Here is a 26,342-nt window from a genome sequence, read left to right on the forward strand (position 1 = left end):
TCTATTTCACTACCCGGAGAACGGCTTCGATTTCGACACGGATGTTGCCGGGCAGGGATCCCATCCCGACCGCGGATCGAGCGTGTTGACCACGCTCGGCAAGAACCTCGACCAGCAGCTGGGAGCAGCCTTCGATAACCACCCCATGATCGCGAAAGTCGGGAGCCGCGTTCACCATCCCGAAGACCTTCAAGAATTCGATGTCATCCAGTGAGCCGGTCACTGCTTGCGCGGACGTCAGCATATGCAACCCGCAGAGACGCGCTGCCTCTTTCCCGTCCTCTAGGGAGCAATCACCACCAACTTTCCCGGTGAGGTACGAGCCGTCGGGCAAACGAGGTACTTGTCCAGCCAGGAAGACGATATCCCCCGCCCTTCGAAAAGGCACATAGGTATACTTTGGCGCGCCCAAAGCAGGCAGCTCGATGCCCAATTCTTTTAGCCGTTCTGCGGATGACACGATAAATTCCTTTCAGCCAAGTTCCTTGATGTATTGGACGTATACGAGATTTCGCTCTAGTTCATATGATATATCCACGCGCTCACGACAAAGCTTGTCCCGCGATTTTTTCTTGGTTTCGGGTGGCCTACCGCGGGTCCCGTTTCAGCTTGTCGATGATCAGTGCAGAGCCTTTTTCCATCCCGCGCAGGACGATCTCGCYCGCCTCGGCAGAAGCGCGGCGCCGCAGCGCATCGATGAGCTCCAGGTGGGGGTGGTGTTCGTCGTGGGGGTGGATTGCCGAAGGATACTGATTAATCAGAAAGGGACCCGTCTGGAGCCATAAATTCTCAATTGCCTTTACAAGAATTTCATTTCCCGAGGTAGCATAAACCAGGAAGTGAAATTCGGTGTTGAAGGAGAGGGCGACTTTCCAATGGCCTGCTTCTTCAGCCGCCAGGAATTTATCGTTCACCTGCGCCAATTTCGCCAGAACGTCGTTGGATATCCGGGGGGCCGCCAGTTCCGTTGCCAGACGCTCCAAAGGAGCTCGCACCTGACGTATCTTCAGGTATCGGTCCACCGAAAGAATCGGTACACGCAGTTCGTGTCCAGGCCGCAGCTCAAGTCCACCGTCTCTCACAAGTTGCATGACGGCTTCGCGCACCGGGGTGGGGGATGTGTCGAAGCTGATCGCCAGGCGCCTGATATTGAGCCGCTCACCTGGTTCGTAGGCACTTGTCATCAAGTTGGATTTGAGACTGTCATAGATCATCGCCGACAGGCTGTCGCGCGACAAACCCATGGAAGCCTGGTCTTCCGCTTCGTCGGCTAGGCTCATTTCATTCTCCAAGCCGCGTCCAGTGCGTTCCCATTGCTTACCCTTTCCTCGCTAACCCATCCCTGAGGCAGTCTACGTCCAAGGGATCGTCAGCTTATCGTCTTTGCCACACTTAGACGTTCCGCAAGGTTTTTCGCACCTATTTTTTCGTTTCTTTCGACCATCTCGAAAAGCTTTCGGGGACTTCCGCCTATCGACTTGACGAGGCGGCCACGAGAGGCAGGTATGCAGACTTCCTGTTTTTGGTTTTTGATGGCAGCCAGTACGATCTCGGCAACATCTTCCGGTTTCCATGATGGCACTGCGAAAGCCAGTGCTACCCCCGTCCTGGCCTCTTCCTCCAGCATGGGAGTTTCAGTCGAGCTTGGATGAACGATGGTGAAATTAATCGGCTCGTGCCGCTCTTCCATGGCCACCCCAAAATGAATTGCACGCAATGCATGTTTGGAGGCGGCATAGCTGGCAATGCCGGGGAAGGGGAGGAACGCGGTCATGCTGCAGATGGTCACAATGTGCCCTGATTGCTGCTGCCGGAAACGAGGAAGAACCGCCAGCATTCCGAGCATCGGCCCAATGACGTTGACCGTCATCGTCTGCTCATGCTTCGCCAGCGATACATCTTTTGTCAACCCGGTGTGGACCACGGCCGCGTTGTTGACAAGAACGTCCAAGGCGCCAAATCGAGCATAGGCAGCGTCGACGACGCTTTCCCATTCTTGAGGCAAGCGGATATCAAGCTTCGCGGCCATGGCATTGTCACCCAATGCCTCAGCAACGCTCCGCGCCCCTGCCTCGTTGATATCTGCCACGACGACTTTATGACCTCGGTCGACTACCAACCTCGCGATCGCGGCGCCGATACCGCTTGCTGCGCCTGTTACCAGAAATATCTTCGTGGCCATGGATTTTCTCATGCCTGACTGCCCTCCCTCTCAACAACAAAACGATCGCGCGCTGGCCGTCACATGGCCCAGTTAGTGACTGATTTCTGAAGTGTGATCAGGAAATACCTCACCAGCTGCTTTCACGATCCAGCGCCAAAACAGCACGCTATGCAAATAGGTTCGAAACAGTCTGGTAAAGGATCTGTCCGGCGGGATTTTGGGCATGCGTCTTCCGGCAAAGGACCTCGAGTCTAAATATGATATATCATGGCGGACGTCTGTGTCTAGCATAAACGCAGTGATCGTGGAGAGACGCGAGACCGATCGAAGGTGGCCAGCAGTTGTTTCCGTCGGCATTCGACAGGTCACTCCAGGCAGGCACGGAGCCGGGAGGCCATGCTGGGCTTCACGGTCAGAGATTGAGAGCGAACGCCGAGACGAGATGAATATCCTGCGGCAGTGGAGGTCAATATGTTGTTATTTTTTCAAAGGCGGCCATTCCGAGGCGGGCGTATAGGCCAAATCGCGTTGCATTTCGTCGAGAACGGTCTGGAACACATCCAGCTTGCCCAGTTTTCCCGACTTGAGCATCAACGCCAGCCGGGCCGGCAGTGAGGTCACGGCGCGCGCCATTCCGGGACCCTGATAGGGTCCCACGGTCATTTCCGATATTCCGAGGGCCGAGATGACGGCGCCCGACGTTTCCCCCCCCGCCACCACCAACCGCCGCACGCCCAGTTCCAGGGTGATCGTGGTCGCAACACGCGACAGGAGATCTTCTGCCTTGGCAGCCGCCTCGTAGCGCCCGTACCTCGACTGCAGCCGTTCGACGGAACCATGAGGCTGCGCCGTGCTGATCGCAAACGGGACGTTATCGCCAATCGCCTTACGTGCGAAATCAATCGCTTCCCCCACGACGTCGTCGCCGGCGAAGGCGCGATCCAAATCCACGGTGATGAATGGATAAGTTCGCGCAAACCACTCAAGCTGCAGCAGTGTCTGCTCGGCAACGCTTCCCACCAGAACAGCGCCCGGTCCCATCACGCCGGGGAGCGTGCCGGAGTGCGTGGCGCAGATAAGTCCATCTCGCAGCCAGATTGGCGGAAGATGCGCGGCAATCGAGGAATTACCGGTCAGGAGCGGCATGTCAACGCCGGCTTCGGCAATGGAGGCCAGATGGCGCTCGTGTAGAGTGTCTACCAGCACAAGCGAAATGTCCTGGTCGGCCAGGGTTTCGCACGCGGCACGAATAGCGCCTGCTCCCGAGTCGACCGCCTTGTAATTTACCAGGCCCGCCTTGCGGCGAGACTGCCGTTGCAGGACCCGCACCAAGTTAGAGTCGGTCATTGGCGTCAGCGGGTCGTTGCGTTTCGGCGACTCGGCCAACAATTGCGGGCCCCCAAACATGTGACCTTGATAGACCGTCCTTTCTGTTTCGCAGAATGCAGGGCAAAAAAGAGCGTATCGAGCGCCAAGCCGATCCATCAGAGCCTCGGCGCAAGGGCCAATATTGCCATCGGCAGTTGAATCGAAGGTGGCGCAATACTTGAAGAATATCTGTCGTACGCCTTGGGCAAGGAGTGTTTCGGCAGCCTGCAAGACCTGCGAGATCGCCTCGTCGGCGGAAACTACGCGTGTCTTTAGTGCGATAACATGGGCATCGAAATCCGCGCCAGAATCTGCCGCCGTGCCGATCGTGAAACGCGTCCGGACGCCCCTTGCCACAAGCATGGACGCGAGTTCGGAGCCGCCGGTGAGATCATCTGCCACGGCGCCGAAAACCAGCTGTTTGTTCGAACTCAAGTTGCCCCCTGCCGACTACCCAAGGTTCGGGTTGTGCGCGGCATCTAGGCCTCCGGGAAATGGCACGCGGCGGCATGGCCCTGGGAGCGCGTTTCCAGTTGTGGGGTGACTTCCCTGCAGATGTCTTGCGCCTTCCAACAGCGGGTGCGGAAGGGACAGCCGGAAGGAATGTTCATCGGGCTTGGAACGTCTCCTGTCAGCGTTATGCGCTGGCGCTGGCGCTCCTTGTCTGGGTCAGGCAAAGGAACTGCCGACAATAGGGCCCTCGTGTAAGGATGGGCCGGGTGTTCGTAGATGTCTGAGGCCTCTCCGATTTCCACGATGCGCCCCAAATACATGACCGCTAGCCGATCGGAGACGTGGCGCACCACAGCAAGGTCGTGGGCGATGAAGACGTAGGAGATTCCGAGCGTTTCCTGCAGCTCTTCCAGAAGGTTCAGGACGCCGGCCTGGATGGACACGTCAAGCGCGGAAACCGGTTCGTCAAGAACCAGAACGGTCGGTTCGAGGGCCAGGGCGCGTGCTATACCCACGCGTTGTCTCTGACCCCCGGACAACTCATGTGGGTATCGGTCACCGTGTTCTTGCGACAGTCGAACCAAATCGAGCAGCTCCGACGCGCGTTTTAGCGCGGGCGCTCCTGTCACCCCAATCAGACGCAAAGGTTCGGCGATGATTGATCGCACTGTCATGCGCGGGTGAAGTGAGGCGAGGGGATCTTGAAAAACAATCTGAATGTGGCGACGGAACTTGCGCATCTGGTTGCGCGGGAGTTTCGTTATGTTGGTGCCTGAAAAATGGACTTCGCCCGAGGTGGGTTCAACAAGTCGAAGGATACATCTTCCAAGCGTGGATTTGCCGCATCCGGACTCGCCGACGAGCCCGAACGTCTCCCCCCGAAACAGCTCGAATGATATGCCAGACACGGCGTGTACCTGCATGGCCAGCCTCGTGCCAAAGAGCCCGCCCCGTATATCGAAGGACTTCTTCAGATTCCTGACGGAAAGGACCGGCGTTTCCTGGCCCAGAGGCGCTGTCATGGTTGTCGTCATCCGTGGCCTCCGGTGGCTTGGAGTGCCGGCGCGTCGGGCGAGCGCAGCTCTTCGGCGAAATGACACGCGGTCTCAACGCGATCCACGTGCCTGAGCGGTGGCTCTTGGTGGGCACAGATGTCTCGCGCGATTGGACAACGCGGGCGAAACGGACAGCCACTCGGTCTTGTCGATAGCGATGGGGGGTTGCCGGGGATTGGTATCAGCTTGCCGCCCTTCTTCTCGATGTCGGGGAGACACGCCAGCAAGCCGCGCGTGTAGGGATGCCGTGAGTTATGAAAAATATCGCGCACCTCGCCTGTCTCGACCACCTTTCCGGCATACATCACCACGACGGTGTCGGCGACACCGGCGACCACGCCGAGATCGTGTGTGATCAACACAAGCCCGACCGGAAACATCCGGCGCAAGTTCGCCAAGACCTCGATGATCTGCGCCTGCACGGTCACGTCGAGAGCCGTTGTCGGCTCGTCAGCGATCAGGACGTCAGGATTGTTTGCTATGGCCATTGCGATCATGGCCCGCTGGCGCATACCGCCAGAGAACTGGTGCGAGTATTGCCTTGCGCGGACGTCAGGCTGAGGCACGGCAACGGTTTCCAGCAATTCAATCGCACGCAGGGCGGCCTGCCTCGCCGACATTTGGGGATTGTGCAGTCGCACCGCTTCCGCGATCAATTCCCCGACCCTCACGACTGGGTTCAGAGCCGTCATCGGATCTTGAAAGATCATGCTGATCTTCGAACCGCGCAATTGCTTTAGACGGCGCTCCGGAGCCCCGATGAGTTGCTCGCCATTGAGCAATATCGATCCGGATAGTGAAGCCATTGGCGGCGGCAGGCCCATCACGGCGCGAACTGCCATGGATTTGCCAGAGCCGGATTCGCCGACGATGCTCACGACCTTTCCCGCGTGGACACTGAAGCTCACACCRCGCACGACCTCGATCCCTCGTCGCAGCGTAACGCGCAGATCGTCGACTTTTAGCAAGGGGCTATCGGACGTCACGACTAGTCATCCTTCGGATCTAATATGTCGCGGAGCGTATCTCCGACGAAGTTGCAGCCAAGGCCGATAGACAAGATCGCAAGACCCGGCCCAAACGCGATCCACCAGGAATAGAAGTGCGCGGCGCCTTCGGCTATCATCGAGCCCCATTCGGGGGTCGGTGGTTTGGCGCCCAATCCAATGAAGCTCAGCGACGCGGCCAAGAGGACGACCTGCCCGAAATCCATGGTGGCGCTGATGATCGTTGGAGTCCAGGAAAGCGGCAGGATGTGCTTCAGAAGCAACCGTGTTCGCGAGGCTCCGCCGGCAATCGCCGCTTCGATGTGGTCTCGAGACTGGACCTCGAGCACCTGGCCTCGCATCAGGCGCGCGTAAACAGGCCACCATACGACGACGATAGCGATGGCCGTGCTTTGTACCCCTGGTCCAAGTGAGGCAGCGATAGACATGGCCAGCAACACTGGCGGGAAAGACAAGGTTACGTCGACAAGGCGCATCAGCAAGGAGTCGACCCAGCCGCCAAAAAAACCGGATAGTGCCCCAAGGGCTGAGCCAATGAGCACAGAGGCGGCAACCACTATGACGGCAATGGATAGGGAGTATTGGGCGCCGTAGAACGTGCGGATCAGCACGTCGCGGCCAAGTGAGTCGGTTCCCAGCCAATGGGCCAAAGAGGGAGATTGGAGATGCCGGCCAACAATTTTAAGAGGCGCGTAAGGTGCCCAGAAGTCAACCGTCAACGCAATTGCCGTCCACACGGCAAGGATGCCTATACCAATCAGCAGGGCAGGCCTCGCTATGTGCCACTGGCGCGGCGAACTTGCTATCGAAACGATGGAAGTCATGCCATTCAGCTCAGCTTGATACGAGGGTTGGCGAATGCGTAAGCGACGTCGGTGATCAGGTTGGAGAACAGGAAGGCGGCCGCGCCCACAAGCGAGACGCCGATGATCGCGGGATAGTCGAGCGTTCTGGCCGAATCCACTGCGTAGGATCCGATGCCGGGCCATGCGAAGACGGATTCTGTCAGCACGGCGCCGGTGATCAGATAGGCGAAAGAATATCCGATGATCGTAAGCGTGGGGATCATGGCGTTGGGCAATGCATGCTTGAACAGAGTGCGTCTCTCTCCGGCGCCCTTCGCTCGGGCCGCCAGAATGTAATCTTGGCCCAGGACATCGAGCATGCTGGCTCGCACCAAGCGGGCCAGGATTCCGGTCACGGACCAGCCGAGAACGAAGGCGGGCAGCAGGAGATAATGCAGTGCTGTCAGGAAAGCCCGGAAATCGCCGGCGACAAGCGCGTCTATCGTGTACATCCCGGTTACGAAGGGCGGAGGTTCGCCGCGCGGATCAAAACGACCCGGCCCTGGTATGAGCGAAAACTGAACCGAGAATATGTAGAGAAGCAGTAGACCCGACCAGAAGACGGGTATCGTCGAGCCAAACAATGCGAACAGGCGGGCAATGTAATCCGCCCACTTATCGCGAAAGCGCGCGGCCACTATCCCAAGCAATACACCGCTTAGAGTGCCAAAGATCATCGCTGCGATGACGAGTTCAAGTGTCGCTGGAAGTCGCTCTGCAATGTCCGTCAGGATGGGCCTGCGCGTGCGAAAAGATACACCGAAATCGCCGGTGGCGAGGTTCTTGACATAGATGAGAAACTGCTCGGGCAGGCTTTTGTCGAGCCCCCAACGTTCCTTCGCTGCAGCCACGACCTCGGGGTTGTTCGTCATTCGATCGCTAACCAGGGCCGCGAGGGGATCGGCCTGCGTCATGTGAGAAAGGCAAAAGGCCAAGGCCGCCACGCCCAGCAAAAGCAGGGGCATGGCAAGAAGCCGTCTCAGGACGTATGTCAGCATTCGGAGTCTCGCTACTCAGTTACTTTACTATAAGGCGTACCAGTTCTGACCCTTTTATCCCGTCGCCGTTAACCCGCCTCCGTTATTCGCCTGGCAGCGATTTCACCCGCAGCCAGGGCTCCTTCCATGTATCCTCTATATTCCGGCGACATGTGTGTGCCGGCCCAATACAGAGGCCCCACCGGTTCGCGAAGGTCACCAGCTATTGTTGTCAGCGCACCTGGTGTCAGGAAGGGGCTCGATGCCCCCCCGGACCATTCTTCATCCGCCCAAACCCGTTCCATATACTCGACCGGGTCTTGCGCTTCCGGTCCCAGCGCCTGCGTCAGCAGCTGGAGAACGCGAGCCTTTCGCTGCGCAGGCGCGAGATTGTCGACACGATAAGCGGGAAGTCCGGTGAACAGTGTGATCAGGATTCCCTTGCGCGCCTCTTCGTCCCCAAGGTCGTACGCCGCGGTGAGAGACCCATCGGTGGAGATGACGTTGCCATTGAGGTTGCGGTCACGCCAAAACGGCCTGTCGTAGACGATGACCGCTTTGGTGTTGCGCCCGTTGGGGAAGCGCTGATGCAGCATTCTGCGTTTTGACGGCAGTTGGGGCGTGAAGCGTATCTGGTTGATCATGGTCGGCGAGGTGGCGAAGACGACATAGCGGGCCCGCCACACGCCGGCTTCCGTGTGAACCTTCGCACCTTTCGCTGTCCAATCCACGGTTCGCACGGGAGCCGAAAGCACGATGTCGTCACCAAGATCGCGCGCCATTCCCTCCGATGCGATCTGGGTTCCCATCATATGGGCTGACTGGCCGCCGCCCTCGGTAGACGACATAAAGATAGGCCCGCCACAAGACTTCAGCTTCTGGAGCAACTCAAGGGCGGAGATCTCCTCAGCCAGCGCTCCATAATAGGCTCCCGGGATGCGCGTCATTGCCCCGCGAACCCGTCCTGGCTCGCACACGCTGTTTACCCAGGTCGCGTAAGTGATGGAATCCAGTTGATCGGCATCGGCGCTCTCCCATGGGTTGGCCGCAATCCGGTCCATGGCCTCGTATAATTTTCCGAAGGCGTTTTTATACGCGGTCTGCTCATCGTCAGTGAGACCGGGAACCGTCCCCATTGCCCCGACAAACGCGTCCTCACCGTGCAGACAAACCCGCTGCCCCGTCACGAACTGCTTGATCAACGGAACCGTGTACTTCTCAATCAGCTTGTTGATGCGTCCATGCTTGGGCGATACCCACTGTCCGCCAAGATCAACGCGCCCTCCATAGGCCGCGCTTGTCGGCGAATATGTGAGTCCTCCCACGCGATTGCGCGCCTCGACCACGATCACCGAAAGGCCGGCTTCCTTCAACAGGGTCGCGGCATTGAGACCCGACAGACCGGCGCCGATGACCACGACGTCGCGATCAAACTCCGTTGGCATGATAATAAATACCTCTTTTAAGGGAAAAATACCCGGATGCCGGAGATACACTCTCCGGCATCGGTTCTGTTTCGTTAGAAAAGGTCGGCTCTATTTCCAGGAAATTTCGGACAAAACCATGTTGCAGCAAGCGCTGAAACGAAGTCCCGACAGGCCCTTCTTGTAGACGAAGATGTTGTCGGGGCTAACGATCGGAAGGATGATATGATCCTCGGCCATTCCGACGGCAAGTTTGCGGAAATAGCCGTCACTTTCAGCCCCACTAGTGGCGAGAGCCTTCTGCAACTGCTCCGCGGCTTCGGGCCTGGCGAGTTTCGGATCTTTATCCGCGCCAGCCCGCTTGTACCAAGCGGTATCCTTCATCATCGAAAAATACTGGATGTATTGCGCGGTCCCGAAATAATCGGGTGCATAGAAAACCGCCGTGAACGGGATCCCGTCTCCGTTTATACGCTCGCGCCAGACGGTGAACTCGATTGGCTCCAGGTTGAGCTGAACCTTTATTTCCGAAAGATCCTGCTGGATCTTCTGCATCATCAAGCTGTAGTCGACACCGTATGTGTTGACGTTTGGAAACGCGGTATCGATGGTGAACCCGTCCTCGGCACCCGCCTCCTTCATGAGCGCCTTTGCCTTCTCCACATCGTAGGAGATGGGTTCCGCACCGCCGGTTCCGGGGAAGCCTTCCGGAATGGCAGTCGCAAGGCGGCGGCCCTTGCCGTCAAGGGTCAAATCGATGATTCCATCATAGTCGATCGCGTGGGCGATCGCTTCGCGAACTTTGCTTCCCAGCGGATTGGACAGATTTTTGGCCCCGGGAGAAAGAGCGACATAGACCATGTTAAGCGAGGGCTGGGCATCAACGACGATGTCCGGATTGGTTATGCCCTTGGCCGTGGTCGGGTCCACTTGCATCGCGATGTCAGCGCTACCGCCCTCCAAGAGCTGAAGCTGGCTCACGCCACCCTTCGATTGCTGGAGGATGATCTCGGAGAGAGCGGCCGGCGTGCCCCAGAACTTGTCGTTGCGCTTCAGCCGTACCTCGTGGTTCGGGCTATATGAGGCGAGGACGAACGGACCCGCGCCTGCGGAGTTGGCGAGCAGCCATTGCTCCGCAGTGTCCTTGGTAGCAGCGTCTGGTCCGGCGTCGCCACCGTGTTCCGCAACGAGCTTGGAATTGAGGATGGACAGAAAAGGCGCGGACAGAACGCTCAGGAACTCCGAGTTTGGCGCGTTGAGATCAATGACGACGGTCTGCGCGTCCGGCGTTTCGATCGATTTTATCGGATCCACAAGATATGAGGCGTTGCCTTTGACGTTCTTGAAACGCTCCAGCGTCCATTTTATGTCCTTCGCTTCCACCGGCGAGCCATCGGAAAAGACCGCCTTCGGATTGAGCTTGAACGTGAAACGGGTCTGGTCGGCATTGACTGTCCAGCTATCCGCCAACATCGGCACAATCGTCTTGTTATCCTTGTCGAGATTCACAAGGCGCGCATAAGTGGACGTCAAATAGATCTGGCAAGTGTCGCACCACGCCCGCCCGGGATCCAAGGAATTGATATCCATATCGCGCGCCACCACCAGTGGCTTGTCTTGCGCTTGGCTCGCGCCAACACCGAAGGGCATCAGCATCGCCGCACCCGCCAGCGAGAGAGCGAGCGTATTTCTCCGAAGGATGCGAGCCGCGTGGGCACCGCTGTTCTGCATAACCATCATTGTAGCAACTCCCATTGTTACGTCTTCCGGCATTATTAGCCTTTGATATGATATATCATCGTGCATGTCTATGTTTAACGCACTGGCCGTGAAGTGATGCGAATTGTCATCTCCCATCGTATCCTGGGCTCGTCACTGAGCGCGTAGCGCGGTTCTAGGCGCGGCCCTCGGTAGCTTGCCAGCGAATTGCGGCCCATGCATATCGCTTTGCGCTAACAACATTGCGTTTACCGCAATCCTCTTCGGCCGACCGCGCCTGATAGGCGGTCTGGCGGTAAGGCTAGGCTTTCCTCGGGCCTTCAACGCTTGACGCAGTCGGGATGCCGATTGAGGATGAACGGCGCAGCCAGGGTCTTAGCCTGTCGATCAATGGAGCTTCGAAGGACGTGAAACACCTAAAGACGGAATCGCGGTCGGAGAAGGGCGCAATAGCTGTGCCAATGGTAATGGCCACAAGGTTTGCGCCGCTACCAATCCTCAAGTCTGCGCTCTCCCTTTTTATCAATGTGCTCCGCTCGGCGGGCGATCAGAGTGGCCAAAGCCGTCGGATACGGTTCGGGTGGCGACCGCCTGGTGAACTTGGTCTTCCAATTCGTCCAAGTTGCGCCGTTGAAGTGTTCCCCATCAATCAGGTCCAAGATCCTGAAGCACGATATGGTCGTGATGGATGGAGGGCTTCCAACGAATAGGTCAAGCTCACGTTTTCCAAGACACGCTACGGCCTCATTGGAGCGGCGGGCGCGATGGGGACCTGGCAGCGCCAGCTCGCAGACGAAGGCCGATAGCGCATTACGCAATAAGGATTGCGCTTATCGCTAGTCCCCCTTAAACCATGGCACGCTGGTCAGCATTAGGGACGTTTGGATACGAGCACCGTTGGATGGAACAGAAACGGAATCGAACGTCGCCCTTTGACGCCCAGCACAGCATAGCGGTCGTCTGCATTGAGCCGTCGCTTTACGCCACGCTTCTGGCGATAGAGCCGTTTCGCGCCGCCAACCGGATGAGCAAATCGCGCCTTTTCACGATCGAATTTGTTTCTATCGACGGCCAGTGCACCAACACCAATCTAGACATCTCGATTCCCGCTACAGCTACGATCGACGCGCCGACAACTTACGACCTTGTGCTTCTGTACTCCTCGTATGCCTGGGGCGGACAAGGCAAAGCCTCGCTTTTTCGATGGCTCCGGAGGCAGGCATCTGCTGGCGCCCATCTTTGCGGATTGGACGCTGGTGGGCTGCTTCTCGCGGAAGCGGGCCTGCTCAATGGTTTCAAGGCCACCGGCCATTGGAGCACGTTGGCGTCGTTCAAGGAGCTATATCCCGAAACGGAGATCGTCGAACAGCTGTTTGTCGTAGATCGAAACCGGTCGACCTGCGCGGGCCAGGCCGCCTGCCTGGACTATGCGCTCTTCATGCTGGATCGTTTTTGCGGCAGGGTTTTGCGGGATGTTGTCGCAAACGAGATGAGTTACCCGTCAGTCAGAAGCGAGACAGGTCAACAACGTCAAATCATAAATGGCAACGCTTGGCATTCAAATCCTGTTCTTCTTTGTGCGCAGAAACTGATGCAAGACAACATCGAGGATCCGCTGTCGATCCAAGCCATGGCGAATGAATGCAGAATTTCCCAAAGAGAGCTTCAGCATTTATTCAGGAAGCATTTAAAAGCAAGTCCAAAGAACTACTACATTACGTTTCGACTGCAGCGTGCTAAGGAATTGCTTCTATATAGCACGCTAAGCGTGCGGGAAACCGGATTAGCAAGCGGATTTACGTCTTCCGCGACATATTTCCGAGCTTTTCGGGCCCGCTTCAACACCAGCCCAATGCATTACCGACGCTCCTTCCAGGTGAATTCGTCCACTCCGGACGGACGCCGTCTTTATTGAACTGCCTCTGCGGATCAGCTTGGTATCGACGCGCGCCTCTACGCTTTTTATGCGCATCGAGTACAGACGCGCTCTGATCACAGCCGATCGTTGATGGCTGTTGACGCCGCCTTGTGGGCCTACCAGGGAGCCAACGCCTGCTGCCGAGATCCACGCGGACCGCCGCGGACGGGGACAGTCGGTCCCGCGTCCCGTCCTGCGGCCGGCGCTATGCTGACGCTCCTACGGCTGTCCCGTTCACCGCCCGCGGCGGGGGCGAATTTCCTACGTCCTGCGCGCGACAATCGCCCGTTTTACGGACGCGCGCAGGACTGCGGCTTATACGCCGTTCTTCCTTTGGGCGCCGGCGGTCGCCGGCGCGGAGATGCTCGGGCATGGAACCGAATCCCGGGCAGGGTATTGAATGGGACTATGTATCCGAGTTCCGCATGTCGGTTGTAGATGGCACTCTCAGCATCAGCAAAAGGCGCACACGGCGCAGAGACTCAGAATCTATCCCTACATATCCGCTGCCCGGGTTTCGGTCGTTCCAGCTCTGCACATTGACAGATGACATACCGGCGGGCGGGGATTGGCTCTTCGAGATGAAGTTCGACGGCTATCGTGCCCAAGTCGCCATCTCCGGCTCGAACGTCGTCGTCTATACCCGCAATGGCCACGACTGGACCCGACAGTTCAAGGTCATCCTGCCGCCGCTTCAGAGACTGACCAAAGGCGCGATGCTGATCGATGGCGAGATCGTCGCGATCGACAGCCAGGGCCGCACGAACTTCTCCATGCTGAAAACCGGCATTGCCGCAGGTATGCCCCTCAAGTTCTATGCCTTCGATCTGCTTGAATGCGATGGCGAAGATCTGTCGAACCAGCCGCTCCTCGAGCGCAAGGCGCGACTTGAATCCCTGCTGGGCGCGCGCCGCCCTGACGACAGCCTGCAATTCTCCAGCCACATCGTCGACCAAGGCAAAAGGGTGTTCGACGCCATGTGCGAGGGCGGCCACGAAGGCGTCATCGCCAAGCGTGCCGGCAGTTCCTACGTCGGCGACCGCACCGGGAGTTGGCTCAAGATCAAGTGCACGAAGCGACAGGAATTCGTCGTCGGCGGCTATCGACCAAGTGACACAGGACACGGCATGGCCTCGCTAATCCTCGGCACTTACGACAATGGCAAGCTCATCTATCGCGGCCGCGTCGGCACGGGGTTCACCGCGGCGATGCGCAAAGACATCCTCGCGAAGCTCGAGACACGCCGTGTTGACAAACCGGCTTTCGCCTCCGTTCCGCGAGACATTGCCCGCCGTGCCCGATGGGTGAAGCCCGAGCTTGTTGCCGAGGTCACCTATGCCGAAGTGACATCGGACGGCAGCTTGCGGCATCCAAGCTTTAAGGGCATGCGGGAAGACAAGCCAGCCGACCAGGTGGTGATGGAAATGCCGAAGACGCCGGCAACTCTTGGCTCCGCCAATCTCGATCCGGGAATCGGGAAGGAGATCGCCGCTGCTGTCGGCGTCAAGCTGACGCATCCGGACAAGGTCATGTATCCGGGGACCAAGGTGACCAAGGCCACGCTCGCCGCCTACTATGCCGTGGTCGCCGAGAAGATGCTGCCGCACATCCAGGATCGGCCGCTATCGCTGGTGCGCGATACCGACGGCGACCTGCAACAGACCTTTTTTCAGAAACACAGACTGCCAGGCATGCCCAAGGCCATCCATGACGGCCAGTTGGAGAAGATGTCCGGGAAGGAAAGCCGGATCTTGTGGATCGATGACCTGGCTGGGCTGATCGCAGGCGTTCAGATGAACGTGCTCGAATTCCACATCTGGGGAAGCCTGCGCAAGCAGCCGGATCTGCCACACCGCATGATCTTCGACATCGACCCCGACGAGGGCTTGGGCTTCACTGCCGTCAAGCAGGCAGCCCTCGACATACGGAGCATCCTGGAAGCGCTTGGACTGCAGTCGTGGCCGCTGCTGTCCGGCGGCAAGGGCGTTCATGTGGTCGTGCCGCTCGTCCCGGAGGCAGACTGGGACGAGGTCAAGAGCTTCTGCCAAGACTTCGCCGAACTGCTGGCCCGTACAGATTCGTCGCGCTTCGTCGCCAACATGAGCAAGGCCAAGCGCAAGGGCCGAATGTTTCTCGATTACCTACGCAACGGCCAGGGCTCCACTGCAATCTGTCCCTGGTCCACTCGGGCACGCGCGGGGGCGGGGTGCGCGGTGCCCGTCAGCTGGGAGGAGTTGCCCTCCTGCGAAAGCGCCGACGGTTTCGATGTTTTCGCCGCCGCCGCGCGGGCTCAGCTGCCGGAAGCCTGGGAAGGCTATTTCTACGTCGAACAAACGCTTACCGAGCGCATCCGCCACGCAGTCCGGTAGGAATAAGCAGTTGGCGCGGACCGCCTTTGCCCAAAATTCGAGAGCGTCCCCCTTCTGCGGGAGACCCCCCGCAACGCCGTCTAGAGTGAGAGTACGGACCGGTTTGCCGTGACGGGTTGAGAGCTGGAGGAGAGGCCTCCGGCGCCCGTCGCGGAGAACCGCGATGTCCAGACATTACGCTCGCGCCGGCGCCGACCGGTCAAGCCTCTATGACGATATCACCAGCAAGATCATCGCCGAACTGGAAGCAGGGCGCTTTCCCTGGGTGCAGCCCTGGGGCACGGCGGCGGCGCAAGCGCCCCTTGCTATGCCGGCCAATGCCGCGACAGGCCGCGCCTATTCCGGGATCAACGTGCTGATCCTGTGGGGAGCGGTCGTCGAGCATGGCTTTCCCATCCAGGGCTGGCTGACTTTCCGCCAGGCGCTATTGCTGGGCGGCCATGTCCGCAAGGGCGAACACGGCACCACCGTCGTTTATGCTGACCGCTTCATCCCTGACGACGCGAAGAATCGCGCGCGGGAAACCGGCGAGGCGGCACAGGCCATACCGTTCCTGAAACGCTTCATTGTGTTCAACGTAGCGCAATGCGAAAATCTGCCCGACGATCTGGCCGCGGCTCCGCCTGCACCGGAACCCGGACTGATCGAGCCTACAGTCGAGACGCTGATCAAGGCGACAGGTATCGATTTCCGTATCGGTGGCAGCAGTGCCTATTATGTGCCGGCGCAGGACTACGTGCGGGTGCCGCCCCCGCAGGCCTATTTCGAGACCATCGACTGGCACCGCACCGCCCTGCATGAGCTTGGGCATGCGACCGGCCATGCCTCCCGCGTCGGCCGCGACCTCGGAGGCGCCTTCGGCACCAAGAGATATGCTTTCGAGGAACTGGTCGCCGAGATGAACGCAGCCTTCTGCTGCGCCTCACTTGGCATCGTACCAACCGTGCGCCACGCCGATTACCTGGCCTCCTGGCTCGAGGTCCTGCGCGAAGACAACCGCGCCATCGTTCGTGCCGCCTCCCAGGCCAGCAAGGCGGCCGACTGGCTGCTTGCCTTCCTGCCGCAACCTGACGGTGCGGCCAAGGCAGGCCCGGTCGACGTTGATGAGGCCGAGATCGACAGGAGGGCGGCATGATCCTCCTCACCGACGAACTGCGCGAGCGGCTGCTCGCCAATGGCCGCGAGCGCAACGCCGATCACGCACCGGTCGTGAAGTTCTTCAATCCGCTCGGCGAAGGAACCTGGCTCGCGACGGAGCTGGGTGCCGATGGCGACGCCATGTTCGGTCTCGCCGATCTAGGCTATCCCGAGTTGGGCAGTTTCTCACTCCTCGAGATGACGTCGGTCCGGCTGCCCTTCGGCATGGGCATCGAGCGCGACATTCTATTTGCCACCGACCTGCCGATTTCGGCCTGGGCAGAGGCGGCCCGCCGGGCCGGAAGCATTCGCGACGCCGAACGCGTCCTCTACCTGGCCGCCCAGTCTGGTCGGGAGGGCGCGTGAGATCTCGGCTCGAAATCCGCAAGGCCGCAGATGCGCAAAGCGTGTCTGCGGCCTTGTGTCCCTTCAGCTCCGCGTGCGGCGCAGTCCTCAGAGTGAGAGGGCTGCGCCTTCCTTTGTGACGGGTTTGGAGGTCGAGAGAGTCTCAGCCGCCCGTCGCGGAGATAGTCCACATGGTTACGCCCAAGCAGAAGATCACCCTCAACGCCTCGCGTGATATCCCCTTCAACAAGCTGATGCTGAGCCAATCCAATGTCCGGCGCATCAAGCGCGGGGAAACGATCGAGGACCTAGCCGCCTCGATCGGGCGGCGGGGTCTGCTCCAGAGCCTCAACGTCCGGCCAGTGTTGGATGGCGAGGGCAACGAGACCGGCATGTTTGAGGTGCCGGCTGGCGGGCGCCGCTATCGCGCGCTGGAACTGCTGGTCAAGCAGAAGCGCATGATCAAGACCGAGCCAGTTCCCTGCGTCGTCACCAACGCCGACAGTGAGGTCCCGATCGAGGAGGATTCACTTGCCGAGAATTTTCAGCGCGAAGATTTACATCCGTTGGACATGTTTCGCGCCTTCCAGACCCTGCACGACCAAGGCGCCAGCCACGAGGACATTGCGGCACGCTTCTTCGTGTCCGCTACCTTTGTCCAGCAGCGCCTGCGACTCGCAAAAGTTTCGCCCAAGCTGCACGAGGTCTACGAGCAGGAGGGCATGCAGCTCGAGCAGCTCATGGCCTTTACCGTGACCGACGACCACGCCCGCCAGGAGCAGGTCTGGGAGGCGCTCGAAAACTCCTGGTCGAGGGAGCCGCAGCAGATCCGGCGCCTTTTTTGTCAACTGAAGGTGTTCCGAGAAGTGTTGCGGGCCGGTTCGACAAGGCGAGCGGCGGCAGCGCTCGGCATAAGCCAGCCGGCCGTCAGTCAACATGTGAAGCAACTCGAGACCACGCTCGGCATCACACTCTTCAAGAGATCAGCCAACCGCATCGTCCCCTTGCAGGAAGCCTGGGAACTCCTGCGAAACGTGGAACTTGCTTTGACGTCGCTGGATCGGCTGGAAGCGTCGATCTTCGCTATGAAGAACGAGGAAAAGCAGCGGATCGCGATTGCCGCTCCTTCTGTTTTCGGTTTCGTGACCTTGCCCAAGGTCGTGGCGATCATCCACGCAAAGACGGCTTCGAATGTCCGGTCGATTTCGGGAAGCTACGAGCAGATCGGCGAGCACGTCCTGGCCGGGCGGGCAGATCTCGGTATCTCGAGGTTGCCCTTGGATCCGAGTCTGTTTGAGTGGGCGCCGCTTGGGTCGGCCCGAAATGTATGCATCTTTCACCCCGACCACCGCTTTTCAAAACAGACCTGTATCGAGGCACACGACCTGGCAGGCGAAACGATCGTCGATATCGATCCCCAATTCGCCGCCCACCAGATGAACTTCAATGCCTTGCGCTTCGCCGGCGTTGAGCCGGACATACTCGTGGAATTCGATTGCAACGGTCACGAAGCCGGATACGTTTCGGCTGGCCTAGGCATTTCGATAACCAATGAGATCATTGCGCGCGAATACGCGGCGTTTCACTTGGGAATAAGGCCAGTGGAGCCGTCCGCGCTCTATCACTACGTGGCGATTTGGCAGAAGGGCAGGACCTTTTCCAACGCATTGAATGTATCGCTCGAGGCGATCATCGCTGCCTTTTGAGCTGAAGGCGCGTGACGCGCGCCTGTTCCACCCCATTGCATGCTTGGTTGAAAAGTCGCAACGTCAAATAGAGTTGGCTGGTACTCCGGTTGCTCCGCGCCTGACGTTCACCTAAATGGCCCCGTCCGTTCTTACGTAAGGTAAGGCCAATCTGTCAAGAACTTGACGCTATCCGGACGCTGGTCCCAGCAGCAGGGGTTGTTACCTCACAGACGAGGTGATCCGAGGGTCCGTATGCGAACCTCCGTCAAGCGTCAGCGCAGCTACAAATAGTGCCGCCGAAATCAGAAATGGAGCCAAGAGGATTGCAGCGCAGGTGGGATTGATCTTTCGCATACGGTGACCTTGCGCTGCCCATTTTAATCAAACCCAAACAAACATGGTAAATTCGGGCCGTTCCAGCCGCAGCGACATCAACTAAGAATTCATGATGTCATAAGGCGCGAGACCGAAGGCGCGGACGTCGGACAGGGCCTCCCTGACCTCGCGTTTCATCCGTCTATCCTGCACGCGGCGGTCGTCAACGTCGTTGGGCGGTGATCTGGAGACCAGCGCGGCTCACGGCGAACACGTCGCGCTTTGTCGCGCGGGTCATTGGCGCCATCCTGCTCCAGAAAGATGTTGCTCGCCTTCGCCGCGGTGCTCCATGCAGAACCAGTGCGAGGGCTGACGCGGCTTCGAAAAGCCGAACCCCGCATCCTTGCCGCAGCCGGCGTGCTCGCACGCGTGATTGTCGATGCGTCGTCGATCGCGCGGGGGCGCTGTCATACCTTCGGCAAGTCGTGAGGGTTCGTCGCTCATAACGGGTTGATCGGCCCAACGAGACCTGGATGGTCATTGGGCAACTTATTGACGGCGCTCGTGTTCACATCACGCCCGACACGGTTGAACTGAAGCTGGCCGTCAATGTCGTGACTGAGAATATCCTTGAGGCTGTCCTGGGGTGTCGCAGGATCTAGCCAGGCGTCATAATAAGCCTGGTCAAGGATGACTGGCTGCCGATCGTGCAACTGCTTCATCGCCTCTGCGGCGGGCTCTGTGATGATGGTGCAGCTTGTGATGTCGAGATTGGAATTGTAGGCCCAGAGGCCTGCAAACGAGAATGGCGCGTGGCCGGGCTGGTAGATGTGCCAAGGGTCCTTCTTCCCGTCAGCCGGCGAAATGGTCCATTCATAGAAACCGTCCGCCGGGATCAGGCAGCGCTTCGATTTGAAGGCGTCGCGAAAGGCTGGCGCGGTATCGACGCCCTCAATTCTCGCGTTGAACATCGCCGCCTTGGGTATCTCCTTCGCCCAGAACGGAACCAGCCACCAGCGCCCTTCGCGTAGTCTGTGGTTGCCATCCTCACCGGCAGTGACGAACGGCACGTCCTGCGTTGGCGCGATGTTGTAGCGTGGTTCGTCATTGCGGCCGATCTCGGCCGCTGCCGTCAGCCGGTAGCGCCGGTGGATTTCAGACCAGGTGAGATATCGCGTGTAGCGGCCGCACATCAGTGGCGAGCGCCGCCGGTGTTCTGGCTCTCACGGAGATAGATGTCGGCCTGATGGCGTATGGCCTCTGCCAAAGACAATGCACGATCGAGGTCATCGGGATAGTTCGCCAGGCACCAGATAGCGGTCAGTTCGGCGATGGCCGCCTTTTGGCTGAGGGGTGAGAGGCCGCGCATCTGCTTTCCCATCTTGCTGACGGCTCGATGAATGGCGGGCATCTCGCGCCGTACCGTGGCGTAAATCTCGGGCTGTTCGGCTTCCGTGGCAATCAACGGTTTCATCAGGTGTCTCCAATTTACCCGCAGTGAACAAAATAGGAACACGAGAGTCAATCCCTCTTGACGGAACAGGAATATGTTCCTCTTTTGTCAGCATGGCGCACGATCCGATCGACACGCTGGGGAAGGCGACCCGGCACAACATGCTTGTGAAAGCCGAGTGCAGCTGCGGCAACGTCCGCTACTGCCGATCGGCGGATCTGATGATGGTCTATGGGGGCGGCGCTGATCCGCTCCGGCTGAAGTTCGATTGCAGCCGCTGCAAGCCTCAGATCAAGATTACGCTGATGGAGGTTCACCCTGAGCACTTGCCGAAACGGCTGATGATCCACAAGCCAATGAAGGTGGACGGCAAAATCGTCTGGCACATGGAAAGGTTTCGGGGGTAGGGCATGGCCAGGTCGAAAGGTTCGCAGCAATTCTCACAGGCCGAAATTGAGCGCTTTGTAGTAGCCGCAGAAGCGCTGCACCTGAGCATCGTCAAGCCGTTTATATCGCCGCATTGCGACCACTACCGTCAGACGCGCGTCCTGCATGAGATGCTGTTGAAAGCCGTGCGGGAAGTGACCGGGAGGGAGGTGCCGTTCATCCAGTGGAGCGGAACCGGGCCGTCCAAGCCGTAGTGCTCTAGCCGTTTTCACAGCCTATGCCGTCGCCGTCCCGGTCGAGATCATAGATATCCGTGCCTACGACAGTGACCGGGCCGCGTACGTATGCTGGACCGTTGCCCTTTCCAGATGAGCAATCGACATCGCTGGCTATTGGAACACACGCCCCCGCGTAGTTGGGGTCGCAGGCTTCCTGGGCATGAGCGCAGCCGATGATGGATGCCACACCGAGACCGATCGCGCCAAGACGGCGAAAAACCATCTATTTCCCCCGCCGATATAGTTCTCAGCTTTGGGTGCGTGCGTCAATTCTATGCTTCGAGCCTAAGAAAATGGCTGGCGCCAGCTTGGGAGGTGTTGCCTGATCGGCGCCAGCCAGACGGTATCAGGTCCGCCGCAATCCAAGCGATAGCTGATTCTTGACGTAGCGTCATGCCGTCCTGCGATGGGACATATAAGCTGGCACTGAAATTGCTTTGCAAGGTGTGTTGGGGTTAGGGTTGGGCATGGGGAGGCTCGCCGTCTCGCGAATGGGACGGCGAGCCTTTTGCCCTATTATGCTTTGCGCTTGCCTGGAGTCTTCTTCGCCGGCGCCGCCTTCACGCCCAATCCGGCTGCTTTCGCCAGAGCAGATCGCGTGGCGGAGTAGTTCGGCGCAACCATGGGATAGTCGTGCGGCAAATTCCATTTTGTGCGGTACTCCTCAGGGGAGAGGCCAAAATCGACGTTCAAGTGCCGTCTCAGCGACTTGAACCGCTTCCCGTCCTCCAGGCAGATGATGTAGTCAGGAAACACTGATTTCTTCGGATTTACTGCGGGGACAAGCTCCGCCGCAGGCTTCGTTTCTGGCTGTCTAATTCCCGACAGAGACGCGTGAACCGAAGCGATGAGATCGGGCAAGCTCGTCACCGGGACCGGGTTATTGGCGACGTAGGCGGAGACTACATCTGCGGTGAGTTCGGCTAGTTCGGTCGAATGGTTGTGGGTTTCGTCGGTCATCGTCATTCCTTGTGGTGTTCAATTCTACTGGCAATAGGCGTAGCGACATTATGGAGCAAGCCGCGGCTAGGACGGCACGTTAACGTTATAGCTGACCCCGCTCTTCCCGAAGGTGGTATTTAGCCGATTGCTTGCCGCAACTCCGTATTTGGCGGTGTCTGTTGAAGCCTCGCCGCGATCACATGAAGATGCTCCGGCCTCAAATGGGTATAGCGGCGGAGCATCTTCCAATCCTTGTGCCCGGTGACCATCGCGACCTGCTCGATGGTGAAGCCAGCTTCGAACAGGCGGCTTGTGCCTTCGTGACGCAGGTCGTGGAAGTGCAGGTCCTCGATCTTCAATTCATGACACGCACGTCGGAAGGCGGTTCCGGTCGACTTCCCATTGTAAGGAAAGATGCGTCCCTTTCCCTCAGTGGAGAAACGCTGCTCTTCGAGGATCGCGCGGGCGTCGTAACCACTCACATCGAGGAGCGGGATACGCATGTGATTGCCCTTCTTGTGGCGTGGGTCCTTGCGATCTCGGATCAGCAGGGTGTTGTTGCGGTCGTTGAGGTCCTCCCAAGTGGCGTTGCAGATTTCCCCGAGCCGCATGGCGGTTGAGATCGCAAAGCGAATGATCTTATCGACGGGGATAATCTGGAAGTTGTTTCCTCTGAAGTATCGGATCAGGGTCTCTATCTCCTCAAGCGTCGGTCGCCGATCGCGCTCGTTGCCCTTGCCAACAAGACCCAAGCGGGTGAGGGCGACACGACCAAGCTCCACCGGCTCCGCTGAATAAGGCAGTCCATGCACAGCCGCGCCGTGCACCAGCAATGTCCGGATGTATCCGATATCTATTCCAACGGTGACAGGTCCGGCGCCTTCCTCGGCTCGTTCCTTGCCGAACTTGATGACCTGTTCGCGATTAAGATCGGCGATGTTGAGCCTTCCGAGCCTGGCTCGTAGCAGGTCCAGGCTGAATGCCTTCGAACGCCCGATCACCTTGCCAACTTCCGTCATATCCGCGATATGCAGGTCGATCAGGTCGGAAACCGTTTTGATCCCGTCCTTGTGCTTGGGAGCAGGCTTCTGACCCAGGTCGATTTCTCGCTCAATTCGGCGCGCCCACATCTCGGCGTCCTTGCGGAGCGAGAAGCTGGTGGTGAGGTAGTGGCCCTTGCAGCGAACCTGCACACGCCACTTGCCGGAAGCCAACTTGTTGATGGATGCCATGGGTGGTCTCTTTTTCGTGCACGCTGTGTGCACAGGGAGGAGTACAAAATGCGAAAACTGACGGATATCGTGTCGTACAAACGGCGAACGTGTGCACGTTTTAAGGTCCTGAAAATACGAGAAAAAGTGTGATAAATCAAGCTCATAGGATTTCCGTTGCGCCTATGATGGACTGGACAGACCGGCATTGCCGGTTCTTCCATCGTCAGCTCACGCGCCGTGCGCTGCTTTACACCGAGATGGTGGTGGCCGACGCCGTCATCCATGGATCGCGCGAGCGGCTGCTGGGCTTCGATGCCACCGAGCATCCGGTCGCGCTGCAGCTTGGCGGCTCCGATCCGCAAAAACTTGCCGAGGCGGCGCGCATTGGCGAGGCTTTTGGCTATGACGAGATCAACCTCAATGTCGGCTGCCCTTCCGACCGCGTCCAGTCGGGCACGTTCGGCGCCTGCCTGATGAGGGTGCCGGTTCTCGTCGCCGACTGTGTTGGCGCGATGAAGGCTGCCGTGAACATTCCGGTCACCGTCAAGTGCCGCATCGGCGTTGACGAGCAGGACCCCGAGCCGGCGCTCGATGTGCTGGCCGACGGGGTTTTTGCGGCTGGCGCCGACGCGCTCTGGGTGCATGCCCGCAAGGCCTGGCTGGAAGGCTTGAGCCCGAAGGAAAACCGCGACATCCCGCCGCTCGACTATGACAGGGTCTATCGCCTGAAGGCCAAAAAGCCGAGCCAGTTCATCGGCATCAATGGCGGCATTCAGTCGCTCGAGGAAGCCCTTCGCCATCTCGACCATGTCGATGGCGCCATGCTTGGCCGCGCTGCCTACCATACGCCCGGCATCCTGGCTGGCGTCGATGCCGCGTTCTATGGCGGCGAAGCCGGCGTGTTCGACTTTGCCGCGCTGATCGACGCGATGGCCGGCTATGCGGCGCGTCACATCGAGCAGGGCGGGCGACTCGGCCATGTCACCCGCCATATGGTCGGCCTGTTCCACGGCCTGCCCGGCGCGCGCCGCTACCGACAGATTCTGTCGACCGACGCGACCAGACCCGGTGCGGGACCGGATGTGCTGAAGGCGGCTTTTGCGGCGGTGGAATTCGGCCGCATCGAACAGGCAGCCTGACGAAGTCAGTCGCGCAAAATCATCCGGTCGCCGCGCACGTCGAAGCCAGACAGCGAGCCGATGAAGTTCATGCCGAGCAGGCTCTGGCCGAGCGCGCCGGGTGCGGCGATCATGACCGCCATGTCCTTGCGCACGATGTCGCCGATCGCCACGGTGTCGGTTCTGACGGAGGCGGCGCGCGCCATGCCATTGGCGGTCGAAACCGGTATGGTGAAGCTCAGCCTGTCCAGATTGAAACCCGCGGCACGCGCATCCTCTGCGGTCAGCACGATGCTGGTCGCGCCGGTATCGACCACGGTGCGGATTGCCGTGCCGTTGACCATGATACGCGCTTCGAAATGGCCGCTGTCGGCCTTGTCGAGCGTGACGGTTGCGTGGCCGTCCTCGACGCCCAATGCCAGCGGACTGCCGGGCACGAGGCCGGCCGTCACCCGGCTGGCGAAATCCTGCAATTCGTAGCGGTACTGATAACCGGCAACCAGCGCCAGCACGATGACGCCCCAGGCGCCGAGATTGCGCGCCATGGCGCCGAGCGGCCGGCCGGATCGAATGAGGCCGGCGCTGATCAGCGCGCCGAAGGCGCCCAGCCAGATCAGCCGGCTGAAATCGTTGTTTTCAATGCCGAAAGTGCTGCCGGCGGAATTGTTGACCATGAGCAGGACAAGCCCGACGCCGATCGCCACCATCACGATCCAGAACAGCCGGTTCATGGGCGGTGCCAGTTCACGAGAGGACGCCGCGCTCGCGCGCCATGCGGCCGCGGCGCGTTTCCCGGCGCGGCCGGCGCTCGACCGTTTCCAGCCGTGCCGGCAATTCAGCCATCACGCTTCGGCGCGTTTCCGGCGTCATATCGATCCAGGCGCCGATTTCCTCGCGCGTGCGGCCGCAGCCGAAGCAGAAGCCGGTTTTCATGTCGATCGAGCAGACGAGGATGCACGGGGATTCGATGGCCGTCATGACTTTCTCTTGGAGATTCCGTCCAGAATCCCTCGTTCCATCTCCACATGGTGCAACGGCAAAGCCAATGCAAGCCCTTCGGAATGCGCCGCCGGCAACTGCTTTCGCGCCAATGTCAGGGAAGGTTGTGCCGGCCGGGCAAGGCGGCTATGCCGCTGATCAATTCCACGGACGATCAGGAACGACATGACCAGCGCGCTGCCCTTCGACGATTTTCGCAATCTGCTGGCAAACCTGCCGCCGGCCGATACCGTTGCGGAAAACAGGGTGCGCACCCTGTTTGCCAAAGCCGACAAGCCCGAAAATTCGCTCGGCCGCATTGAAGACATCGCCGCGTGGCTCGCCGCCTGGAGTGGGCGCGCGCCGCCAGCGGTGACAAGGCCCTTGGTGGCGGTCTTCGCCGGCAATCACGGCGTCACCCGGCACGGCATTTCGCCACGGCCGGTGGCGGCGACCGCCAACGTGGTCGAGCTTTGCGCCGCAGGCGGCGCTGCCATCAACCAGATCTGCATTGCCAACGATCTCGGCCTGAAGGTCTTCGATCTCGCGCTGCACATTGCGACCGCCGACATCACCGAGGAGGCAGCACTCGATGAGCGCGGTTGCGCCGCCACCATGGCCTTCGGCATGGAAGCCATTGCCGGCGGCACCGATCTGCTTTGTTTGGGCGATCTCGGTGTCGGCAACTCGACTGTCGCTGCTGCTCTGTGTGCAGCACTTTTCGGCGGCCGCGGCGCCGACTGGGTCGGGCTTGGCTCGGGCGCCGATGCGGCGATGCAGGAACGCAAGGCTGCAGCGGTCGACGCGGCACTTGCGTTTCATGGCGCGAGCCTCAGGGACCCGCTTGAAGCCTTGCGTCGGGTCGGCGGGCGCGAATTCGCGGCGATTGCCGGCGCCATTCTGGCCGCGCGGATGCAGAAGATCCCGGTGCTGCTCGACGGCTTTACCGCGACCGCCGCGGCCGCCGTGCTTTATGCCGCCAATCCTGGTTCCCTCGACCATTGTCTGCTTGCCGGCCTGTCGGTGGAGCCCGGGCAGGTGCGGGCGGCTGTTCGGCTCGGCCTGCGCCCGCTGCTTGATCTCGGCATGAGCCATGGCGAAGGGGTAGGGGCGGCTCTTGCCGCGGGCCTGGTGAAAGCCGCCGCGCTCACCAGTTCGGGGATGGCGGCGGCCGTCAAAGCCTAGTGC

Annotated in this window: 26 protein-coding genes; 9 read left to right on the forward strand and 17 right to left on the reverse strand. The window is 59.7% G+C overall.

From position 1 onward, the window contains the following. Position 1: 1 nt before the first annotated feature. The 10 genes from AC1DXN_RS21260 to AC1DXN_RS21305 form a co-directional block, all read right to left on the reverse strand. Positions 2–460: a RidA family protein gene (locus tag AC1DXN_RS21260; RefSeq protein ID WP_477237742.1), complete on the reverse strand. Its 459-nt coding sequence runs from the start codon at positions 458–460 to the stop codon at positions 2–4. A gap of 127 nt (positions 461–587) precedes the next feature. Further along, positions 588–1,280, reverse strand: coding sequence for a GntR family transcriptional regulator (locus tag AC1DXN_RS21265; RefSeq protein WP_477421651.1), 693 nt, complete (start codon positions 1,278–1,280; stop codon positions 588–590). Between the two features lie 89 nt (positions 1,281–1,369). After that, complete coding sequence (locus AC1DXN_RS21270; protein ID WP_477237746.1) at positions 1,370–2,182, reverse strand: SDR family NAD(P)-dependent oxidoreductase; 813 nt, start codon at positions 2,180–2,182, stop codon at positions 1,370–1,372. A 459-nt stretch (positions 2,183–2,641) separates the two neighbouring features. Next, positions 2,642–3,967 (reverse strand): 3-oxo-tetronate kinase, encoded by a 1,326-nt coding sequence (otnK, locus tag AC1DXN_RS21275; RefSeq protein ID WP_477276216.1) that lies wholly within the window; start codon positions 3,965–3,967, stop codon positions 2,642–2,644. Positions 3,968–4,011: 44 nt separating this feature from the next. Next, a complete protein-coding gene (locus tag AC1DXN_RS21280; RefSeq protein WP_477237750.1) occupies positions 4,012–5,019 on the reverse strand; it encodes an ABC transporter ATP-binding protein in 1,008 nt (335 codons plus the stop codon). Beyond that, positions 5,016–6,026, reverse strand: coding sequence for an ABC transporter ATP-binding protein (locus tag AC1DXN_RS21285; RefSeq protein ID WP_477276214.1), 1,011 nt, complete (start codon positions 6,024–6,026; stop codon positions 5,016–5,018). The genes AC1DXN_RS21280 and AC1DXN_RS21285 overlap by 4 nt, the downstream gene beginning before the upstream one ends. 2 nt (positions 6,027–6,028) lie before the next feature. Beyond that, a complete protein-coding gene (locus AC1DXN_RS21290; protein WP_477237754.1) occupies positions 6,029–6,871 on the reverse strand; it encodes an ABC transporter permease in 843 nt (280 codons plus the stop codon). Between the two features lie 5 nt (positions 6,872–6,876). Continuing rightward, complete coding sequence (locus tag AC1DXN_RS21295) at positions 6,877–7,890, reverse strand: ABC transporter permease (RefSeq protein WP_477237756.1); 1,014 nt, start codon at positions 7,888–7,890, stop codon at positions 6,877–6,879. Positions 7,891–7,958: 68 nt separating this feature from the next. After that, complete coding sequence (locus AC1DXN_RS21300) at positions 7,959–9,314, reverse strand: flavin monoamine oxidase family protein (protein ID WP_477276212.1); 1,356 nt, start codon at positions 9,312–9,314, stop codon at positions 7,959–7,961. Positions 9,315–9,404: 90 nt separating this feature from the next. Further along, entirely contained in the window at positions 9,405–11,030 is a 1,626-nt protein-coding gene (locus tag AC1DXN_RS21305; RefSeq protein ID WP_477276272.1) for an ABC transporter substrate-binding protein, read from the reverse strand. 883 nt (positions 11,031–11,913) lie between these two features. Here AC1DXN_RS21305 and AC1DXN_RS21310 point away from each other — a divergent pair. The 5 genes from AC1DXN_RS21310 to AC1DXN_RS21330 all read left to right on the forward strand — a co-directional run bounded on the left by AC1DXN_RS21310 (position 11,914) and on the right by AC1DXN_RS21330 (position 18,487). Beyond that, positions 11,914–12,927: a GlxA family transcriptional regulator gene (locus tag AC1DXN_RS21310; RefSeq protein WP_436260249.1), complete on the forward strand. Its 1,014-nt coding sequence runs from the start codon at positions 11,914–11,916 to the stop codon at positions 12,925–12,927. A gap of 374 nt (positions 12,928–13,301) precedes the next feature. Further along, complete coding sequence (gene ligD / locus AC1DXN_RS21315) at positions 13,302–15,299, forward strand: DNA ligase D (RefSeq protein ID WP_477276210.1); 1,998 nt, start codon at positions 13,302–13,304, stop codon at positions 15,297–15,299. Between the two features lie 163 nt (positions 15,300–15,462). After that, positions 15,463–16,434 (forward strand): ArdC family protein, encoded by a 972-nt coding sequence (locus tag AC1DXN_RS21320; RefSeq protein WP_477276208.1) that lies wholly within the window; start codon positions 15,463–15,465, stop codon positions 16,432–16,434. Then, complete coding sequence (locus AC1DXN_RS21325) at positions 16,431–16,802, forward strand: DUF2958 domain-containing protein (protein ID WP_256754696.1); 372 nt, start codon at positions 16,431–16,433, stop codon at positions 16,800–16,802. The genes AC1DXN_RS21320 and AC1DXN_RS21325 overlap by 4 nt, the downstream gene beginning before the upstream one ends. Positions 16,803–16,972: 170 nt before the next feature. Continuing rightward, the gene (locus tag AC1DXN_RS21330) at positions 16,973–18,487 is read left to right on the forward strand and encodes a LysR substrate-binding domain-containing protein (RefSeq protein ID WP_477276206.1); all 1,515 of its coding nucleotides are present in this window, start codon (positions 16,973–16,975) and stop codon (positions 18,485–18,487) included. Positions 18,488–19,284: 797 nt separating this feature from the next. Here the strand turns inward: AC1DXN_RS21330 and AC1DXN_RS21335 are convergent. Together AC1DXN_RS21335 and AC1DXN_RS21340 are read right to left on the reverse strand one after the other, a co-directional pair. Continuing rightward, on the reverse strand, positions 19,285–19,977 hold the full coding sequence (locus AC1DXN_RS21335; RefSeq protein WP_477276204.1) for an SOS response-associated peptidase: 693 nt from the start codon (positions 19,975–19,977) through the stop codon (positions 19,285–19,287). Further along, positions 19,977–20,258 carry a hypothetical protein gene (locus AC1DXN_RS21340; RefSeq protein WP_477276202.1) on the reverse strand — a complete coding sequence of 94 codons (282 nt, stop codon included), beginning with the start codon at positions 20,256–20,258 and terminating at the stop codon, positions 19,977–19,979. The genes AC1DXN_RS21335 and AC1DXN_RS21340 overlap by 1 nt, the downstream gene beginning before the upstream one ends. A gap of 92 nt (positions 20,259–20,350) precedes the next feature. Here AC1DXN_RS21340 and AC1DXN_RS21345 point away from each other — a divergent pair, with 92 nt between their 5' ends. Then, complete coding sequence (locus tag AC1DXN_RS21345) at positions 20,351–20,644, forward strand: hypothetical protein (RefSeq protein WP_477276200.1); 294 nt, start codon at positions 20,351–20,353, stop codon at positions 20,642–20,644. Positions 20,645–20,647: 3 nt separating this feature from the next. Then, on the forward strand, positions 20,648–20,878 hold the full coding sequence (locus AC1DXN_RS21350; RefSeq protein WP_477276198.1) for a hypothetical protein: 231 nt from the start codon (positions 20,648–20,650) through the stop codon (positions 20,876–20,878). A 540-nt stretch (positions 20,879–21,418) separates the two neighbouring features. Here the strand turns inward: AC1DXN_RS21350 and AC1DXN_RS21355 are convergent. Both AC1DXN_RS21355 and AC1DXN_RS21360 read right to left on the reverse strand, forming a co-directional pair. Beyond that, the gene (locus AC1DXN_RS21355; protein ID WP_477276196.1) at positions 21,419–21,862 is read right to left on the reverse strand and encodes a Ros/MucR family transcriptional regulator; all 444 of its coding nucleotides are present in this window, start codon (positions 21,860–21,862) and stop codon (positions 21,419–21,421) included. Positions 21,863–21,981: 119 nt separating this feature from the next. Next, positions 21,982–23,076, reverse strand: coding sequence for a site-specific integrase (locus tag AC1DXN_RS21360; protein ID WP_477276194.1), 1,095 nt, complete (start codon positions 23,074–23,076; stop codon positions 21,982–21,984). 128 nt (positions 23,077–23,204) lie between these two features. Here AC1DXN_RS21360 and dusA point away from each other — a divergent pair, with 128 nt between their 5' ends. Next, a complete protein-coding gene (gene dusA / locus AC1DXN_RS21365; protein ID WP_477276192.1) occupies positions 23,205–24,197 on the forward strand; it encodes a tRNA dihydrouridine(20/20a) synthase DusA in 993 nt (330 codons plus the stop codon). Between the two features lie 5 nt (positions 24,198–24,202). Here dusA and AC1DXN_RS21370 read toward each other — a convergent pair whose 3' ends face one another. The 3 genes from AC1DXN_RS21370 to AC1DXN_RS21380 are packed head-to-tail and all read right to left on the reverse strand — an operon-like array spanning position 24,203 to position 25,342. Further along, positions 24,203–24,907, reverse strand: a complete 705-nt coding sequence (locus tag AC1DXN_RS21370; RefSeq protein ID WP_477276190.1) for a TIGR02281 family clan AA aspartic protease — start codon at positions 24,905–24,907, stop codon at positions 24,203–24,205. A 13-nt stretch (positions 24,908–24,920) separates the two neighbouring features. Beyond that, entirely contained in the window at positions 24,921–25,154 is a 234-nt protein-coding gene (locus AC1DXN_RS21375; protein ID WP_477247047.1) for a DUF1289 domain-containing protein, read from the reverse strand. Continuing rightward, positions 25,151–25,342: a hypothetical protein gene (locus AC1DXN_RS21380; RefSeq protein WP_477247045.1), complete on the reverse strand. Its 192-nt coding sequence runs from the start codon at positions 25,340–25,342 to the stop codon at positions 25,151–25,153. Before AC1DXN_RS21380 ends, AC1DXN_RS21375 begins: the two co-directional genes overlap by 4 nt. On the opposite strand from AC1DXN_RS21380, the gene AC1DXN_RS21385 reads away from it, so the two are divergent. Further along, complete coding sequence (locus AC1DXN_RS21385; RefSeq protein ID WP_477276188.1) at positions 25,341–26,339, forward strand: nicotinate-nucleotide--dimethylbenzimidazole phosphoribosyltransferase; 999 nt, start codon at positions 25,341–25,343, stop codon at positions 26,337–26,339. The genes AC1DXN_RS21380 and AC1DXN_RS21385 overlap by 2 nt on opposite strands. The last annotated feature ends 3 nt before the right edge of the window (positions 26,340–26,342 follow it).

Source organism: Mesorhizobium sp. P2_H9 (assembly GCF_056403215.1).